We start from the raw sequence: 17,436 nt of genomic DNA on the forward strand, positions 1-17,436 counted from the left end.
CAGCAGTTCGCTCGTGACGCCACCCGAGTGGACGCGCTTCAGCATACGGCGACCGGGCGCTGACCGAAGGCGGACGGGAGATCGGCCCGGCGACAGGTTGGCCACACGGCGCCGTCCGGGCCCTGGTAGCGGCCCGTCGGTGGGTGCCGGCTCGCCCGTCCGGGCCGGTCGGCGGGCCTTCCATGCGGGCGCCGCCGGCCGCCCGGCGCTCCTCGGGAGCGGTGCCGGCGCACGGCCGGAATCGGTGAGCGACGGGGGCCCTCGACAGCATGGAAGCTCAGCGTGATGAAATAGCTACGTGCAGGCACTGCTCAGGCCGGATGGCGGTCGCCGTAGGCTCGGCTCATGGCTGATCCGGCGTCCTACCGGCCCCCGCCGGGCTCGATCCCCGAGACCCCGGGCGTGTATCGCTTCCGCGACGAACATGGCCGGGTCATTTACGTGGGCAAGGCCAAGAGTCTGCGCGCCCGGCTGGCCAACTACTTCGCCGACATCCACACGCTGCACCCCCGGACCCAGCACATGGTCACCACGGCCGGTTCCGTGGAGTGGACCGTGGTGTCCACCGAGGTCGAGGCGCTCCAGCTCGAGTACACCTGGATCAAGGAGTTCGATCCGCGCTTCAACGTCCGCTACCGCGATGACAAGAGCTATCCGAGTCTCGCGGTGACGCTGTACGAGGAGTTCCCGCGGCTCCAGGTGATGCGTGGGCCCAAGCGGCGCGGCGTGCGCTACTTCGGCCCCTACGCGCACGCGTGGGCCATCAGGGAGACCCTGGACCTGCTACTGCGGGTCTTCCCCGCGCGCACCTGCAGCTCCGGGGTCTTCAAGCGGGCTGGCCAGGTGGGCCGTCCCTGCCTGCTCGGGTACATCGACCGCTGCTCGGCCCCCTGCGTCGGGCGGGTCGACGCCGATGCCCACCGCCAGATCGTCGACGACTTCTGCGACTTCATGTCCGGGCAGACCGGCCGCTACCTGCGCCGGCTCGAGCGCGAGATGCGGGCCGCGGCCGAGGCGCAGGAGTACGAGCGCGCCGCGCGGCTGCGTGACGACATCGGGGCGCTGCGCCGCGCGGTCGAGAAGCAGGCCGTCGTCCTGCCCGACGGCACCGACGCCGACGTGATCGCCTTCGCCCAGGACGAGCTGGAGGCCGCGGTCCAGATCTTCTACGTGCGCGGCGGTCGGGTCCGCGGCCAGCGGGGCTGGGTCGTCGACAAGCTCGAGGACGTCACCACCGCCGACCTCGTCGAGCAGTTCCTGACCCAGGAGTACCTCGACGGCGTGCGCCCGGCCGGCACCGCTGATACCGCTGATACCGCCGGCACCGCCAATACCACCGACCCGGCGCCGGCCGCGCAGATCCCCCGCGAGATCCTCGTGCCCGAGCTGCCGCCGGACGCCGAGGCCGTCGCCGAGCTCCTCGAACGGGCTCGTGGGGCCCGCGTCGACCTGCGCGTCCCCCGCCGGGGGGACAAACGCACCCTGATGGAGACCGTCGAACGCAACGCCAAGCAGGCGTTCACCCTGCACCGGACGAAGCGCGCCGGCGACCTCACCGCGCGCAGCCGCGCGCTGGCCGACCTCCAGGAGGCGCTGGAGCTCCCGGACGCCCCGCTGCGGATCGAGTGCTTCGACGTGTCGAACACCCAGGGCACCGACGTCGTGGCCAGCATGGTGGTCTTCGAGGACGGTCTGCCCCGCAAGTCGGAGTACCGCCGGTTCTCCATCCGCGGGGTCGACGGCCAGGACGACGTGGCGAGCATGCACGAGACCGTCCACCGGCGCTTCTCCCGCTATCTGGCGGAGCGGGCCCGCACCGGCGAGCTCGAGGAGTACCCGGGCGCCCCCACCGGCGACGACGAGGCTCCCGAGACCGGCCGGCCCCGGCGGTTCGCCTACCCGCCCAACCTCGTCGTCGTCGACGGCGGGCCGCCGCAGGTCGCCGCCGCCGCGCGCGCGCTCGACGAGCTCGGCATCGAGTCCGGGCCCGGCGGGGTGGCACTGTGCGGGCTGGCCAAGCGCCTGGAGGAGGTCTGGCTGCCCGACCAGGACGAGCCGGTGATCCTCCCGCGGACGAGCGAGGCCCTCTACCTGCTCCAGCGCGTGCGGGACGAGGCGCACCGGTTCGCGATCACCTACCACCGGCAGAAGCGGTCGACGTCGATGGTCGCCTCGGCGCTCGACGACGTCCCGGGGCTCGGGGAGACTCGACGCAAGGCGCTGCTGCGGCACTTCGGCTCGGTGGCGAAGGTGCGGGCCGCGGGCGCCGAGGAGATCGCGCAGGTGCCGGGCATCGGCCCGCGCACGGCGGAGGCGATCGTCGCCGCTCTGGCGCGGTCGGCCCCGGGCACGGACGCGGCGCCGGCGCCCGCCGTCGACCCGCTGACCGGTGAGATCATCGGCTCGGCGGGGGTGACCCGGTGACAGCGGCGACGCTCGACCTTGCGATCATCACGGGGCTGTCCGGTGCCGGCCGCAGCACGGCGGCCAAGTGCCTCGAGGACCTCGGCTGGTTTGTCGTCGACAACCTGCCCCCGGCGCTGCTGTCGACGATGGCCGAGCTGGGGCACCGTTCCGGCGGGGCGGTGAGCCGGATCGCCGTCGTCGTCGACGTGCGCGGGCGGGCGTTCTTCTCCGACCTGCGTGCGGCGGTGGAGGCACTGGACTCGCGCGGCATGCACCCGCGGATGCTCTTCCTGGAAGCGTCCGACGACGCGCTGGTGCGCCGCTTCGACCATGTCCGCCGTCCGCACCCGCTGCAGGGCGACGAGCGGGTCGTGGACGGCATCAACCGGGAGCGGACGCTGCTCGCGGAGTTGCGCGGCGAGGCCGACCTCGTCCTCGACACGACCGATCTCAACGTGCACGAGTTGAGGGCCAAGATCGACGCCGCCTTCGGCCAGCCGCGCGCCAACCGGCTCAACGCCACCGTGATCTCGTTCGGCTACAAGTACGGCCTGCCGCTGGATGCCGACCTCGTCGCCGACTGCAGGTTCCTGCCCAACCCGCACTGGGTCGAGGCGTTGCGCCCCCACACCGGGCGGGACTCGCAGGTCCGCGACTACGTGCTGGCGCAGCCCGGCGCGACGGAGTTCGTCGACCAGTACACGGCGTTGCTCAGGCTGGTCGGCGAGGGGTACGTGCGGGAGGGCAAGCGGTACCTGACCCTGGCGGTGGGCTGTACCGGGGGCAAGCACCGCAGCGTCGCCGTCGCCGAGCAGCTCGGGGCCCGGCTCGCCGCCGACGGCGTCGGCGTCCGGGTCGTGCACCGGGATCTGGGCCGCGAGTGACCGCCGACGCTCCCGCGATCGTCGCGTTCGGCGGCGGACACGGCCTGGCCGCGTCGCTGGCCGCGCTGCGCCGGATCACCCGCCACCTGACCGCGGTGGTTACCGTGGGTGACGATGGTGGTTCGTCGGGCCGGCTGCGCGCCGAGCTCGGCGCCCTGCCCATGGGCGACCTGCGGATGGCCCTCGCCGCGCTGGCCGGCGCCGACGAGTGGTCCCAGACGTGGGCTGACCTCTTCCAGCACCGGTTCGGCGGCGGCGGGGCGCTCGCCGGCCACGCGGTCGGCAACCTCGTGCTGACGGCGCTGGCGGAGCGCGCGGGCTCCCCGGTGGCCGCGCTCGACCTGGCGGCGTCGCTGCTCGGCGTCGACGGCCGGGTGCTGCCACTGTCATGCGCCGGCATCGACATCGTCGCGGACGTGACCGGCCTCGACCCGAACCGGGCCGGGGAGTCCGCGGAGGTCCGCGGCCAGGCGGCCGTCGCGACGACCCCCGGCCGGGTGGCCGGGGTACGCCTGGCCCCGGCGGAGCCGGCGGCCTGCGGTGCCGCCCTCGCGGCCGCCGCCGCCGCGGACTGGATCGTCCTCGGTCCGGGCTCGCTCTACACGAGCGTGCTGCCGCACCTGCTCGTGCCCGACATGCGCGCGGCGATCACGGGCGCCGACGCCCACCGGGTGATGGTGCTCAACCTCGTGGCGCAGCCGGGCGAGACGGCCGGCTACACCCCCGAGGCCCACCTGCACGCCCTGGCCACGCACGTCCCGGGGCTGCGCCTCGACGTGGTGATCGCGGACCCGGCTGCGGTCTGCGACCCGGACCCGCTGGCCCGCGCGGCCGCGGACCTGGGCGCCCGGCTCCACCTCGCACCCGTGCGGGTTCCCGGTGAACCCGCGCTGCACGACCCCGAACGTCTCGCGGCCGCGTTCCGCGCCGTCTTCGCGCAGGACGGCGCCGTGGCGGTGCCGTCGGCGGCCCGTCCGATGGACGGCCAGCGGGCCTGGCCTGGCCGGCAGCCGGGAGCGGCCTGTGCCGACCCCTCGGGTGTCGGGTGCTCATCCACCGGTGGCTCCGGCCACCGGATCCCCTCCGGCGAATGCAAGGAGTGATCGGTGTGGCGGCGATGACGGCCACCGTCAAGGACGAACTGAGCAGGCTGCGAGTGGCCAAGCCCTGTTGCCGGCGGGCCGAGATGGCGGCGATGCTGCGGTTCGCCGGCGGCCTGCACATCGTCGGCGGCCGCATCGTGGTGGAGGCCGAGCTCGACACCGGCGCCACCGCGCGCCGGCTGCGGCGTGAGATCGCCGAGGTCTTCGGCTTCCCGTCGTCGGTGGCCGTGCTCGCGGCCGGCGGCCTGCGGCGGTCGGTGCGCTACATCGTCCGCGTCGAGCGGGACGGGGAACAGCTCGCCCGGTCGACGGGCCTGCTCGACCAGCGCGGCCGGCCGGTACGCGGCCTGCCGCCGCAGGTGGTGACCGGTTCGGCGTGCGACGCGGCGGCGGCCTGGCGGGGTGCGTTCCTCGCGCACGGCTCGCTGACCGAGCCCGGCCGGTCCTGCTCGATGGAGGTCACCTCGCCCGGCCCGGAGGCGGCGCTGGCGCTTGTCGGCGCCGCCCGGCGGATGGGCGTGCAGGCCAAGAGCCGGGACGTCCGCGGCGTCGACCGCGTGGTCGTCCGGGACGGGGACGCCATCGGCGCGCTGCTGACCAAGATCGGTGCGCATGACAGCCTGATGGCCTGGGAGGAGCGGCGGATGCGCCGCGAGGTCCGGGCCACGGCGAACCGGCTGGCGAACTTCGACGACGCGAACCTGCGCCGCTCGGCGCGCGCCGCGGTGGCCGCCGGCGCGCGGGTGCAGGCGGCGATGCGCATCCTCGGGGACGACGCCCCCGACCACCTGCTCGCGGCCGGGCGCCTGCGCCTGGAGCACGCGCAGGCGTCGCTGGAGGAGCTCGGCGCGCTCGCGGACCCGCCGCTCACCAAGGACGCCGTCGCCGGGCGGATCCGCCGGCTCCTCGCGCTGGCGGACAAACGGGCCAACGCGCTGGGCATCCCCAACACCGAGGCGAGTGTGTCGCCGGAGCTGTTCGAGAACGCCTGAGCACGCAATCGCTACCACGGACGGGGCACAGCGAGAGACCCGGTACGCGGCGTGGCCGTGGAAGCCCATGGGATAGGGTGATTGTCGAAACGGCGCGGCATTCAACCAAATGCCGAGTGTGCCGGGTCGCTCGGTGTGAGGAGACCGACATGGATCGGTTCGGATTCCCGCCGATGATGTCCCGACTCGCTAGGCTCCTGGCACACGACGGCACACGAGCATAGGGGAGTCCTGGACGTGGCTACGCGGGTGGGTGTCAACGGCTTCGGGCGAATCGGTCGTAACTTCTGGCGGGCGCTTGCAGCCAGCCGGCGTAGTGATCTGGAGATCGTCGCCGTCAACGACCTGACGGACAACAAGACGCTCGCGCACCTGCTGAAGTACGACACGACTCTGGGCACGCTGCCCGAGTCGGTCTCCGTCGGCGAGGACGGCATCCGCGTCGGCGACAGCACGATCAAGGTGCTCGCGGAGCGTGACCCGGCCGCCCTGCCCTGGGCTGACCTGGGCGTCGACGTGGTGATCGAGTCGACCGGCCGCTTCACCACGGCCGAGACGGCCGGCAAGCACCTGACCGCCGGGGCGAAGAAGGTCATCATCTCGGCGCCGGCCAAGGGTGAGGACCTCACGGTCGTCATGGGCGTGAACGACGACGTCTACGACCCGGCGAAGCACCATATCCTCTCGAACGCTTCCTGCACGACGAACTGTGTCGCGCCATTGGCGAAGGTTCTCGACGAGGCGTTCGGTATCGAGCGTGGTCTGATGACCACGATCCACGCTTACACCAATGACCAGGTCATCCTTGACTTCCCACATTCCGACCTGCGTCGGGCGCGGGCGGCGGCGCAGAACATCATTCCCACCACCACCGGTGCCGCGAAGGCGACCGCTCTCGTGCTCCCGCACCTCAAGGGCAAGCTCGACGGCATCGCGATGCGTGTTCCGGTCCTTGACGGCTCGGTCACCGACCTTGTCGTGAACCTGGCCCGTCCCGCGTCGAAGGACGAGATCAACGCCGCGTACAAGGCGGCGGCGGAAGGCCCGCTGAAGGGCTATCTCGTCTACACGGAGGACCCGATCGTGTCCTCCGACATCGTGGGTACCCCGGCGTCGTGCACCTTCGACTCGCTGCTCACGATGTCCAGCGGCAGCCAGGTGAAGGTCGTCGGCTGGTACGACAACGAGTGGGGTTACTCCAACCGGCTCGTCGACCTGACCGGGCTCGTCGCCGCCCGGATCTGACATCGGCGAACCGGCCCGTCCATCGCACCTTCGCCCACCCCGGAGCAGCCCAGCGTGAGGACGATCGACGACCTGCAGGTCACCGGTCACCGCGTACTTGTCCGCAGTGATCTCAACGTGCCCCTGGACCATTCCAAGGGCGCGCCGCGCATCACCGACGACGGCCGGGTGCGCGCGAGCGTGCCGACCATCCAGGCTCTTCTGGACCGGAACGCGAAGGTGATCGTCTGCTCGCATCTGGGACGTCCCAAGGGGGCCCCGGAGGAGAAGTACTCCCTCGCCCCGGTCGCCGAGCGGCTCGCCGAGCTGCTCGGCGTCCCGGTGGCGTTCGCCGGGGACGGCGGCGGCGACATCGCCGGTGACCGGGCCCGGGAGGTGGTCGGGCAGCTCGCCGAGGGCCAGGTGGCCCTGCTGGAGAACCTGCGCTTCCACCCGGGCGAGACCAGCAAGGACACCGTCGCCCGCGCGACCTTCGCCGACGAGCTCTCGGCGCTCGCCGAGTTCTACGTCGGCGACGCGTTCGGCGCGGTGCACCGGGCCCACGCGAGCGTGTCGGAGGTGCCCAAGCGCCTCCCGCACGCCGCCGGCCGGCTGGTGCTGACCGAGCTCGAGGTGCTGCGGGCGCTGACCGCGGCGCCGGCCCGGCCGTACGCCGTCGTGCTCGGCGGGTCGAAGGTGTCGGACAAGCTCGGCGTCATCCGGGCCCTGCTGCCGAAGGTGGACACGCTCCTCGTCGGCGGCGGCATGTGCTTCACCTTCCTGGCGGCCCTCGGGCACCCGGTCGGCGCCTCGCTCCTGGAGAGCGAGATGATCGACACCTGCAAGGACCTGCTGGCCGAGGCCGGTGACCGGCTCGTGCTGCCCACCGACGTGGTGGTCGCCGACCGGTTCGCCGCCGACGCGGAGACCGCCGTCGTCGCCGCCGACGCGATCCCGGACGGCTGGCTCGGCCTCGACATCGGGCCGGCATCCACCGCCGCGTTCGCGCGCGTGGTCGCCGGTGCGGCGACGATCTTCTGGAACGGCCCGATGGGCGTGTTCGAGTTCGCGCCGTTCGCGGAGGGTACCCGCGGGGTCGCCGAGGCGGTCGCGGCCGGCGGCGGCTTCTCGGTCGTCGGTGGCGGCGACTCGGCCGCCGCGGTGCGCACCCTCGGCATCCCGGAGGACGACTTCAGCCACATCTCCACCGGCGGCGGCGCGAGCCTGGAGTACCTGGAGGGCAAGACGCTCCCGGGCCTCGCCGCGCTCGACGTCTGAGCACCACCGAGTCTGATCTCCACACTTTCACCGAGGAAGGGAAGCAGGGACGTGGCGAAGGGGGCACCCGCCCGCGGGTCGGCCGGAACCGGCCGGCGGACGCTGGTCGCCGGCAACTGGAAGATGAACCTCAACCACCTCGAGGCCATCGCGCTGGTGCAGAAGGTCGCCTTCGACCTCAAGCCCGCCGAGCTCGAGCGGGTCGAGGTGGTCTTTCTGCCGCCGTTCACCGACCTGCGCAGCGTCCAGACGCTGATCGACGGCGACAAGCTCGCCGTCGGCTACGGCGGCCAGGATCTCTCCCCGCACGGCTCGGGCGCCTACACCGGCGACATCAGCGGGCCGATGCTGTCCAGGCTTGGCTGCTCGTACGTCGTCGTCGGGCACTCCGAGCGGCGCACGTACCACCACGAGGACGACGCGCTGGTCGCCTCGAAGGTCCTGGCGGCCTACAAGCACAACATCACGCCGATCCTGTGCGTCGGCGAGCACGAGGACATCCGCGCCGCCGGAACGCATGTCGAGCACGTCCTGGCACAGCTCGAGGGCTCGCTGGCCGGTGTGAGCGCGGAGCAGGCGGCCACACTCGTCGTCGCCTACGAGCCGGTCTGGGCGATCGGTACCGGGCGCACCGCCTCCGCCCAGGACGCGCAGGACATGTGCGCCGCCGTGCGCGGCCAGCTCACAAAGCTGTACGGCGAGCCGATCGCGGCCGGCATCCGGGTCCTCTACGGCGGCTCGGTGAAGGCCGCCAACGCGGCCGAGCTGTTCACCATGCCCGACGTGGACGGCGGTCTGGTCGGCGGTGCGAGCCTGGTCGCCGAGGAGTTCGTCGGCATCATCCGCAGCGGTCCGGCGGCGTAGCGGGGGCTGTCCGCCACCGGTACGCGCCCGCGGCCGGCCGCGCACGAGCCGTCCCGGGGTGTGCCACATCGGTGACCGGGCGGTGTCATGTACGTTTGCACGATCGTCGAGTAGCCCGATCGGGTGCGACGGTACGGGCCCACCACACGTTGCTGGAAAGGCGGAGGAGGTGCGTAGGACGGTGGCGAGGCTCCGCTGGGAGGCTCGACCCGGCCACCGGGTCGCCTGCCACGTCCCCGAGGAGCGGGAGCTGGTCTAGATGACGGTCGGTCTGTCGATCGCCCTGATTGTCGCGAGTGTGCTGTTGGTGCTGTTGGTGCTGTTGCACCGGGCCAAGGGCGGCGGTCTGTCGACACTGTTCGGGGGCGGTGTCTCCTCGTCACTGGGGGGATCGTCCGTGGTCGAGAAGAATCTCGACCGCCTCACCGTCGCGGTGGCCCTCTTGTGGATCACCTGCATTATCGGTCTCGGTCTGCTCCTGAAGAATTGAACGCCTCTCCGGGGCGGCGGCTCGGTCATGCCCGAGGGATCGCCGCCCTGCTCACCGCCCTCCTGACCACGGTCGCCCTGCTCACTGTCGCGGGATGCAGCGGCGAGTCGGACCCGACGCCGGGCCCGATGGCGGCGAGCCCGACCACGCCGCCGACGACTGCCTCCCCGCTCGAGAAGCCCGGCGGCACGCTGCGCCTGCTGACCGGGCGGATGCCGACCGGCGACCCCGGGTGGGCCGACGAGCCGGGGGAGCGGGCGTTCGCCCGGCTGGTGACCCGCCAGCTCTACAGCTACCCCGCCGACGCCGACACCGCCAGGTCGACGATCCCGCGCCCCGACCTCGCGGCCGGTGCCCCCGTGGTGACCATGGGCGGCACCGTCTACACCGTGCGGCTGCGCTCGGCGGCCCGGTGGAACACCCCGAACCAGCGCCGGATCACCGCGACGGACGTCGCCCGCGGCCTCAAGCGGATGTGCGCGCCGCCGTCGCCCTCCCCACTGCGCGGGTACTACGCGGCGACGGTCGTCGGCTTCGCCGAGTACTGCGCCGAGCTCGCCGCGGCGCCGGTGGCCGACGCCCCCGCGCTGATCGAGAGCGGCACCGTCCCCGGGATCGAGGTCATCGGCGACGACACCCTCGCGTTCCACCTGATCAAGCCGGTCAACGACTTCGTGGACATCCTGGCCCTGCCGGCCAGCTCGCCGGTGCCGCTGGAGGCCCTGGCCTACCCGCCGGACTCCCAGCAGTACCTCGACAACCTGATCTCCGACGGGCCGTACCGGTTCGTGTCGGAGCCCGGCGGTGGCTACCGGCTGTCCCGCAACCCGGCCTGGAGCGGCTCCTCGGACGGCATCCGGCGGGCGCTGCCCGACCACATCACCGTCACCGACGGGCTCGACCCGGCGACCATCACGGCGCGCATCGAGGCCGGTGACGCGGACATGGCCCTGAGCGGCGACATCCCCGCCGACGACCTGGCCCGACTGGTCGAGAGTGCCGACAGGAAGCTCGTGGTCGCTCCGACCGGCCCGGTCGTCGCCCTCGTCGTCGGGCTCAACGGGCCGTCCGCGGCGGCCCTGCGCGACCAGCAGGCCCGGGAGGCGCTGGCCTACTGCATCGACCGAACGGCGGTGGCCGCCGCGCTGGGCGGCCCCACGCTCGCCACGGCGACGGCCCAGCTCCTGCAGTCGCCGATGACCGGCTACGAGACGTACAACCCCTTCCCGGCCGGGGACGGCTCCGGGGACTCACGGCGCTGCGCCGACGGCCTCGCGAACAACCCGGGCGGGAAGGTGACGGCGCTGTCCCTGCTGACCACGGACAGCGCCACCGACACGGCGGTGGCCGAGGCGCTGCGCGCCGTGTTCGCCCGCGCCGGAATCCGCCTCGACCTGCGCATCCGCACCGGCGCGCAGTACACTGCGGCCGCGTCGAGCCCGGGCGGGCAGTTCTGGGACCTCGCCCTGACCACGATCACCCCGGACTGGTTCGGCGACGCCGGTCGTACCGTCTACGAGCCGCTGCTGGACGAGGCCTGGGTGGGCGCCCGGCCGGCCGACGGCGGCTACCGCCGTCCGGACCTCCTCGCCCGCTACGAGTCCGCCGTGACGGCCTCCTCCGAGGACGACGCCGCCACGGACTGGGCCGGGCTGGAGCGAACGGTGCTGAACGACGCCGCGGTCGTGCCCCTCGCGGTCACCCACACGTCGCGGCTGCGTAGCTCGGCGGTACAGGCGTTCACGATCGTGCCGTCGCTGGGAACCGCCGATCCCACAGCGGTTTCGCTCGGTCCCTGAGGGTCTCCGGACCGGCGGCGGGACCAGTCGCACACCCGTGAGGGGGCCCCTAGGGGCCCCCTCACGTATTAGGAAGCCCCGGTGAGGGTGGTCGGTGCAACCCGTGGTGGACCTCCCGGCCTACACTCCGGAACAGACGTGCTCGACAAGTGCCGGGGGGTGCTGAGGACGTCTACGGTGGCGGTTCGGACGTGGGTGGTCCGGCCGCGGGGGGCCGACCGCCGAGCTACCACCCATGGGACGAGACGAAGGAGCACGCGGGCCGTGGCAGGTGGCAACGCCATCCGGGGGAGCCGGGTCGGGGCAGGGCCGATGGGGGAGGCCGAGCGGGGCGAGACCGCCCCTCGGCAGCGGATTTCCTTCTGGTGCGCCAACGAGCACGAGACGAAACCGGCCTTCGCGGCCGACGCCTCCATCCCGGACACGTGGGACTGTCCGAGCTGCGGCTTCCCGGCCGGGCGGGACCGTGAGAACACGCCCGCCCCGCCGAAGACGGAGCCGTACAAGACACACCTCGCCTACGTGCGGGAGCGTCGCAACGAGAAGGACGGCGAGGCGATCCTGGCCGAGGCGCTGGCGAAGCTGCGGGGCGCGCCGGCCAACTGACCGGCGCACCGCAGGGCACCGGGCCGGCGATGCCGCGTGACGGCGGTTCGTCCGGCCCGGGCCCGGCAGAGATGATCGGCTCCACCGGATCGATCGTCGCCGGCCGGGTCGTCGCCGGCCGCTACCGGCTGATCGAATGCGTCGGCGCCGGCTCGATGGGCACGGTGTGGCGCGCCCTCGACGTGCTGCTGCGGGCCGAGGTGGCCGTGAAGGCCATCTGGATCGGCGGCCGCGCGGGTGCTCCGGGCCCGGACGGCGCCGACCCGCAACGGCTGGCCGCGGCCGTGCGCGAGGCCCGCAACGCCGCCCAGCTGCGGGCGAACCCGCACGTGGTCTCGGTGACCGACGTCATCCAGGACGGCGGCCTGCCGTGGATCGTCATGGAGCTGGTCGCCGCCACGTCGCTGGACACAGCGGTCCGCCGCGGCGGACCGCTGCCGCCGCGCCGGGTGGCCGAGATCGGGCTCGCCGTCCTGGACGCGCTGACCGCCGGCCAGCGGGTCGGCCTCCTGCACCGTGACGTGAAGCCGTCGAACATCCTGCTCGCCGACGACGGGCGGGTGCTGCTCACCGACTTCGGCATCGCCACCAACGTCGCGGACACGACCGACGCAGGCGCGAGCGGCAGTGCGGGAACCCCCGCCTACCTCGCGCCGGAACGGATCACCCGGGGCCCGGCCTCGCTCGCGGCCGACCTGTTCTCCCTCGGCGCCACCCTCTACTTCGCCGCCGGCGGCATCCCGCCGTTCGCCCGCGAGACGGTGCCGCTCACCCTCGGCGCGGTCCTGCACGTCGATCCACCCGCGCTGACGGACACCGACGCGCTGTGGCCGGCGATCGGCGGCCTGCTGGTCAAGAACCCACAGGCGAGGCTGAGCGCGGAGGGCGCGGAGGTCCTGCTCACCCGCGTACTGCGGCTGGTCCCCGGCGAGCCGGACAATGCTGCCGCGCGACCATCGACCACGCGCCCACCGACCGAGCCGCCCGCCGCCCGGCCAGCGCGGCGGCAGACGGCCGCCCCGCCAATGGCCGGGTCCGCCCCGCGGCCAGTGCCACCAGTGCCACCAGTGCGGCCAGTGCCTGCGCCGTGGCCGGTGCCTCTCCCGGACGGCCCGCGCCGGCGCCGTCCACTGGTCGCGCTCGCCGCCGGTGTGGGGCTCGTGCTTGTCCTGGTCGCCGCCGGGCTGCTCTGGGCCGCGCGGGACGAGCGCCCACCGTCCACAGCCGGCCCACCGTCCACAGCCGGCCCGCCGCCCGCCGCCGACCTGCTGCCCGCCGGCATGGCCGGCACGTGGGTCGGATCGGTGACCCAGGGGCCGATCGAGTTCGGCGTCGAGATCGTGCTCAGGCGCGGCGGCATCGGCGAGATCGTCGGTGACAGCGACTATCCGACGGACGGCTGCGCCGCGCGGCTGCGCCTCCTGGAGGCCGGCGCTGACCGCGTCACCGTCCAGGAACGGCTGTTCCGCTCGGGCGCGCTGTGTCGTGGCGCCGAACGGCTCGTGCTGGCGTTGCGCCCCGACGGCCGGCTGGCCTACACCTTCCCCGCGACGAATATCAACTCAACGGGTACCGGCGTTCTCACCCGGCGCTGACCGGCGGGGCCGGTGCCGGCCGGTTCACCCCCGCTGGGTGAGCGTGGCGGTGCGCCGCGGCGCACCGAGTGGGTATGAGTCGGGTCTCGCCGGCAGGTCGGTCACGCCGGCGGAGTGCCCGTGAGCTCCGGCCGGCGGCCGCCGCGTCGCCCGATCCGCGGCCGCGGTGCCGCGGTCCGGTGGGCCGCGACGGTGAGAGGAGGAATGGTGGACCCCGACTTCCCGTTGCTCAGTGTCTTCCTTTACATGCTGTGGTTCTTCTGTTTCACGATGTGGCTGTTCCTGATGTTCACGGTGATCACGGACGTCTTCCGCAGCCATGATCTCTCCGGGTGGGGCAAGGCCGGCTGGACGGTGCTGATCATTGTCCTGCCGCTGATCGGTTTGCTGGCCTACCTGATCGTCAGGGGCAGCTCCATGCACGACCGCCAGGCCCGGCAGGTGGCATCCCAGGCCGACATGTGGCGCACCGAGGTCCGCGCGGCCGCCGGCCGGCCGAGCGCCGCCGACGAGCTCAGCCGGCTTGCGGACCTCCGCGACCACGGCGTCATCAGCACCAACGAGTTCGAACGGGAGAAGACGAAGATCCTGGCCTGAACGAGATCCCGGCCTGAACCGGGCACGGCCGGCTTCCCCGGTCGCCCCTGCCTCCCGCGGGGGTCGCGCCTGTCCGCGACCTCCGCGGGAGTTTCGCTCAGAGTTCGCTCAGAGCCGGGACGCGGCGGCGCGGTCCACCAGCCAGAGCGTGCGCTCCCGGCCCACCGCGCCGGAGGCCGGGAAGGCCACCGGATCCGCGCCGGGCGTCAGCGCGTTCGCCACCGCCTCGGCCTTCTCCTCCCCGGCGACGACCACCCAGACCTCACGGGCGGCCCGCAGCGCGGGGAACGTCAGTGTCACCCGGGTGGGCGGCGGTTTCGGGCAGTCCCGGACGGCGGTCACCGTCCCGGTGGCCACGGCCGCCGGCGAGTCGGGGAAGATCGACGCGACGTGCGTCTCCGGCCCGAGCCCGAGCAGCAGGACGTCGAACGCCGGAACGGCGGAACCGGCCACCGCCCGCGCCGCGAGCGTCTCCGCGTACGCCGCGGCGGCCGTCTCCGGCTCGGCGACACCGCCGCCGCCCGCTCCCGCGAGGTGGCCCATGGGGAAGACCCGCGTCGGGTCCACCGGAACGTGCGCGAGCAGCGCCTCCCGGGCCTGCTGGTCGTTGCGGTCGGGGGAGTCCGCCGGCACGAAGCGCTCGTCGCCCCACCAGACGTCCACCCGGGCCCAGTCGACCGCGTCCACCGCGGGGCTGGCCCGCACCGCGCGCAGCAGCGCCACGCCGATGCCGCCGCCGGTGAGCACGATCGAGGTCTCGCCGCGCGCCGCCTGGGCGTCCACCAGCGCGGTGATGAGCCGCGCCGCCGCCGCCCGCGCGAGCACGCCGGCGTCCGCGTGGACGACCACCGTGGGCGGTTCCGGAGCGGGCCCGCCGCCCGCGGGCACGGGCGGCGTCACGACGCCGCGGGCGGGATCGGCGTGGGTGGGATCGCCGCGAGTGCCGCCTCGGAGCGCTCCAGCGCCGGATCGCGCCAGATGTGCTCGCGGTGCAGCGGTCGGCTGTTCAGATCCGGGACGCCGCTCCAGGCCGAGAGCGCCTCGGCGTACACGCTGTCGTCGTCGAGGCGGCGCAGTTCCTCCGCGAGCAGGTCACCCAGCCCTCGTTCGGGCAGCGGCAGCACCCTGGTGGGGTAACCCGTGCGGGTGATACCGGCCGAACGGCTGTCCGTGCGGGCCAGTGAGAGCTCGCCGTCGCCCACCGCCAGGCGGACGCTCTGGATGCCCTTCTTACCCGGCGCGTCGGTGATCGTTACCGGGACCCGCAGCTTCGCCTGCAGCCAGCCGGCGAACAGGCGGGCGCTGGGGTTGCCCGGCTCGCTGACGACCGTCGCCGGCCCCACCGGCTCGGAGACCTGGTCGAACGCGGCCGCCAGCAGGGTGCGCCACCCCGAGATGCGGGTCCAGGCCAGGTCGGTGTCACCGGGGACGAAGTCCTCGGCCCGCTGCAGCAACGCGGCCAGCGGGTCGTGGGCCGCGTAGGTCCCGGTGACCCGGCGGTCGGCGAACACGCCGAGCGGGTCGTAGGCGATCTTCTCCGGGGGAGCGTCGTACCACCAGGTGACCACGGGGGCGTCCGGCGCGAGCAGCGGGAGCACGACCGACTCGGCGTGCAGCGCGAGCCGGCCCGACATCCGCATCACGACGGCCTCGCCGGGCCCCAGCCGGCCGCCGATCGACACCTCGGCGTCCAGCCGAGGGTGCGGCGAGTCGATCTGCCGGCGCACGACGATCAGCAGCCGGCACGGGTGGGCGGCGGCGGCCGCGGTGGCGGCGCTCTCCGCCTGGCTGACGTGCTGCTCGTCCACGACCACCACGAGCGTCAGCGCCAGGCCGAACGCGAGCGCGCCGGCGGCCCGCCGCTCGGCGGACAGCGCCTTGACCACCGCCGATCCGGTGGTGTCCCACAGGGTGGTCATGACAGTCTCCCTTCGGCGTGGCGCGGATAGCGGGTCATGGCCGGCGCCACCGGCGGCCGTCGCGGGCGAGCATGTCGTCGGCCGCCGCCGGGCCCCAGCTCCCGGCCCGGTACGTGTGCGGCTTCGTGCTCCGCCAGAACTCCTCGAGCGGGTCGATGATCCGCCACGACTCCTCGACCTCGGCGTTGTTCGGGAACAGCGTCGCGTCGCCGAGCAGGACGTCCAGGATCAGGCGCTCGTAGGCCTCGGGCAGCGCCTCGGTGAACGCCTCGCCGAACAGGAAGTCCATGGCGACGTCGCGCACCTCCATGGCCGAGCCGGGGACCTTCGAGCCGAAGCGCAGCGTGACGCCCTCGTCCGGCTGCACCCGGATCACCAGCTGGTTGTTGCCCAGCTCGGCGGTGTCGGTTTCGTCGAACGGCAGGTGCGGCGCCTTGGTGAAGGTGATCGCGATCTCGGTGACCCGCCGCGGCAGGCGCTTGCCCGTCCGCAGGTAGAACGGCACGCCGGCCCAGCGCCGCGTCTCGACGCCGAGCTTCACCGCGACGAAGGTCTCCGTCGTCGAGTCCGCCGGGATGTCGGCTTCCTCAAGGTAGCCGCGGACCCGCTCGCCGGCGAGCCAACCCTGCGAGTACTGCCCGCGCACGGCGAACGTGGCGTAGTCGTCGGGCAGCGACACCGCCCGCAGGACCTTCAGCTTCTCGGTGCGGATGGTGTCCGCGCCGAAACTGACCGGCTCCTCCATCGCGGTGAGCGCCAGCAGTTGCAGCAGGTGGTTCTGCAGGACGTCGCGGGCCGCGCCGGTCTCGTCGTAGAAGCCGGCCCGGGTGCCGATGCCGACGTCCTCGGCCATGGTGATCTGCACCGAGTCGACGAAGTGGGAGTTCCAGATCGGCTCGAAAAGGGTGTTGGCGAACCGCAGGGCGAAGAGGTTCTGAACCGTCTCCTTGCCCAGGTAGTGGTCGATGCGGAAGACGTCGTCGGGGGTGAAGACGTCGTCGACCAGCGAGTTCAGTTCGCGCGCGGACTCCAGGTCGTGCCCGAACGGCTTCTCGATGACGACCCGGCGCCAGCCGCCCGCGGCCTCGTTGGAGGCCAGGCCCGTCCGCTGCATCTGCTTGAGGACGACGGGAAAAGCCGTCGGCGGGATCGACAGGTAGAAGGCCGCGTTGCCCCGGATCCCGTGGCTGTGCTCCAGGTCGGTCAGCGTCGCGGCGAGGCCGTCGAACGCGGCGTCGTCGGAGAACGAGCCCTGGCAGAACCGCAGGGAGCCGGCGAGCCGCTCCCAGGTGTCCTCGCGGAACGGTGTCCGGGCGCCGCGTTCCGCCGACTCGCGGGCGAAGGCGGCGAACTCGTCGTCGCTCCAGTCCCGGCGGGCGAAGCCGACCAGGACGAAACCCGGCGGGAGCAGCCCCCGGTTCGCGAGATCGTAGACGGCCGGTATGAGCTTCTTGCGGGCCAGGTCACCGGTCGCGCCGAAAACCACCAGCGCGCTGTTGTCCGGTAGCCGCGGCAGCCTCCGGTCCCGTGGATCCCGCAGTGGGTTGCCACTAGCGGTGGACGCCACCCGTTCCCCCTTCACAGTTCGTGGTGCTCGCGATTCATGGTGACCGCGGCCCGTGTCACCGCCGGTCCGCCTCCCCGATACTCCCGCCGGCCGGCCCGGTCTGCCCAGGCGG

The 17,436-nt window shown here is 73.2% G+C and carries 15 protein-coding genes; 12 read left to right on the forward strand and 3 right to left on the reverse strand.

Annotated elements, in window-relative coordinates:
• The first annotated feature begins 345 nt into the window (after positions 1–345).
• The 12 genes from uvrC (at position 346) to FMEAI12_RS20425 (ending at position 13,838) form a co-directional block, all read left to right on the forward strand.
• Positions 346–2,424 (forward strand): excinuclease ABC subunit UvrC, encoded by a 2,079-nt coding sequence (gene uvrC / locus FMEAI12_RS20370; RefSeq protein WP_112107421.1) that lies wholly within the window; start codon positions 346–348, stop codon positions 2,422–2,424.
• A complete protein-coding gene (gene rapZ / locus FMEAI12_RS20375; RefSeq protein WP_112107424.1) occupies positions 2,421–3,290 on the forward strand; it encodes an RNase adapter RapZ in 870 nt (289 codons plus the stop codon). The genes uvrC and rapZ overlap by 4 nt, the downstream gene beginning before the upstream one ends.
• Positions 3,287–4,393, forward strand: coding sequence for a uridine diphosphate-N-acetylglucosamine-binding protein YvcK (gene yvcK, locus FMEAI12_RS20380; RefSeq protein WP_112107426.1), 1,107 nt, complete (start codon positions 3,287–3,289; stop codon positions 4,391–4,393). Before rapZ ends, yvcK begins: the two co-directional genes overlap by 4 nt.
• Positions 4,381–5,385, forward strand: coding sequence for a DNA-binding protein WhiA (gene whiA, locus FMEAI12_RS20385; protein ID WP_198145480.1), 1,005 nt, complete (start codon positions 4,381–4,383; stop codon positions 5,383–5,385). The genes yvcK and whiA overlap by 13 nt, the downstream gene beginning before the upstream one ends.
• A gap of 237 nt (positions 5,386–5,622) precedes the next feature.
• Positions 5,623–6,630, forward strand: a complete 1,008-nt coding sequence (gene gap, locus FMEAI12_RS20390) for a type I glyceraldehyde-3-phosphate dehydrogenase (RefSeq protein WP_020459667.1) — start codon at positions 5,623–5,625, stop codon at positions 6,628–6,630.
• Between the two features lie 54 nt (positions 6,631–6,684).
• Positions 6,685–7,887: a phosphoglycerate kinase gene (gene pgk / locus FMEAI12_RS20395; protein WP_071065516.1), complete on the forward strand. Its 1,203-nt coding sequence runs from the start codon at positions 6,685–6,687 to the stop codon at positions 7,885–7,887.
• A gap of 51 nt (positions 7,888–7,938) precedes the next feature.
• Entirely contained in the window at positions 7,939–8,751 is an 813-nt protein-coding gene (gene tpiA, locus FMEAI12_RS20400) for a triose-phosphate isomerase (protein ID WP_112107428.1), read from the forward strand.
• Between the two features lie 259 nt (positions 8,752–9,010).
• A complete protein-coding gene (gene secG, locus FMEAI12_RS20405; RefSeq protein ID WP_018503306.1) occupies positions 9,011–9,241 on the forward strand; it encodes a preprotein translocase subunit SecG in 231 nt (76 codons plus the stop codon).
• Positions 9,238–11,040, forward strand: a complete 1,803-nt coding sequence (locus FMEAI12_RS20410; protein WP_112107431.1) for an ABC transporter substrate-binding protein — start codon at positions 9,238–9,240, stop codon at positions 11,038–11,040. Before secG ends, FMEAI12_RS20410 begins: the two co-directional genes overlap by 4 nt.
• A gap of 264 nt (positions 11,041–11,304) precedes the next feature.
• The gene (locus FMEAI12_RS20415) at positions 11,305–11,646 is read left to right on the forward strand and encodes an RNA polymerase-binding protein RbpA (protein ID WP_020459671.1); all 342 of its coding nucleotides are present in this window, start codon (positions 11,305–11,307) and stop codon (positions 11,644–11,646) included.
• Positions 11,647–11,675: 29 nt separating this feature from the next.
• A complete protein-coding gene (locus FMEAI12_RS20420) occupies positions 11,676–13,241 on the forward strand; it encodes a serine/threonine-protein kinase (RefSeq protein WP_112107433.1) in 1,566 nt (521 codons plus the stop codon).
• Positions 13,242–13,448: 207 nt separating this feature from the next.
• A complete protein-coding gene (locus FMEAI12_RS20425; RefSeq protein WP_071065641.1) occupies positions 13,449–13,838 on the forward strand; it encodes a PLDc N-terminal domain-containing protein in 390 nt (129 codons plus the stop codon).
• Between the two features lie 108 nt (positions 13,839–13,946).
• Here the strand turns inward: FMEAI12_RS20425 and pgl are convergent, their stop codons facing one another.
• The 3 genes from pgl to zwf are packed head-to-tail and all read right to left on the reverse strand — an operon-like array spanning position 13,947 to position 17,324.
• Complete coding sequence (gene pgl, locus FMEAI12_RS20430) at positions 13,947–14,738, reverse strand: 6-phosphogluconolactonase (protein ID WP_235014237.1); 792 nt, start codon at positions 14,736–14,738, stop codon at positions 13,947–13,949.
• A complete protein-coding gene (locus FMEAI12_RS20435; RefSeq protein ID WP_071065512.1) occupies positions 14,735–15,757 on the reverse strand; it encodes a glucose-6-phosphate dehydrogenase assembly protein OpcA in 1,023 nt (340 codons plus the stop codon). The genes pgl and FMEAI12_RS20435 overlap by 4 nt, the downstream gene beginning before the upstream one ends.
• Before the next feature lie 34 nt (positions 15,758–15,791).
• Positions 15,792–17,324 carry a glucose-6-phosphate dehydrogenase gene (zwf, locus tag FMEAI12_RS20440; protein ID WP_020459676.1) on the reverse strand — a complete coding sequence of 511 codons (1,533 nt, stop codon included), beginning with the start codon at positions 17,322–17,324 and terminating at the stop codon, positions 15,792–15,794.
• Positions 17,325–17,436: the final 112 nt, after the last annotated feature.

Source organism: Parafrankia sp. Ea1.12 (assembly GCF_900465275.1).
GTDB lineage: Bacteria > Actinomycetota > Actinomycetes > Frankiales > Frankiaceae > Parafrankia > Parafrankia soli.

Coding starts and splice junctions, on each gene's coding strand:
- uvrC (WP_112107421.1), top strand. CDS start 346: ATGGCTGATCCGGCGTCCTACCGGCCCCCGCCGGGCTCGATCCCCGAG.
- whiA (WP_198145480.1), top strand. CDS start 4,381: ATGCAAGGAGTGATCGGTGTGGCGGCGATGACGGCCACCGTCAAGGAC.
- secG (WP_018503306.1), top strand. CDS start 9,011: ATGACGGTCGGTCTGTCGATCGCCCTGATTGTCGCGAGTGTGCTGTTG.
- FMEAI12_RS20420 (WP_112107433.1), top strand. CDS start 11,676: ATGCCGCGTGACGGCGGTTCGTCCGGCCCGGGCCCGGCAGAGATGATC.
- FMEAI12_RS20435 (WP_071065512.1), bottom strand. CDS start 15,757: ATGACCACCCTGTGGGACACCACCGGATCGGCGGTGGTCAAGGCGCTG.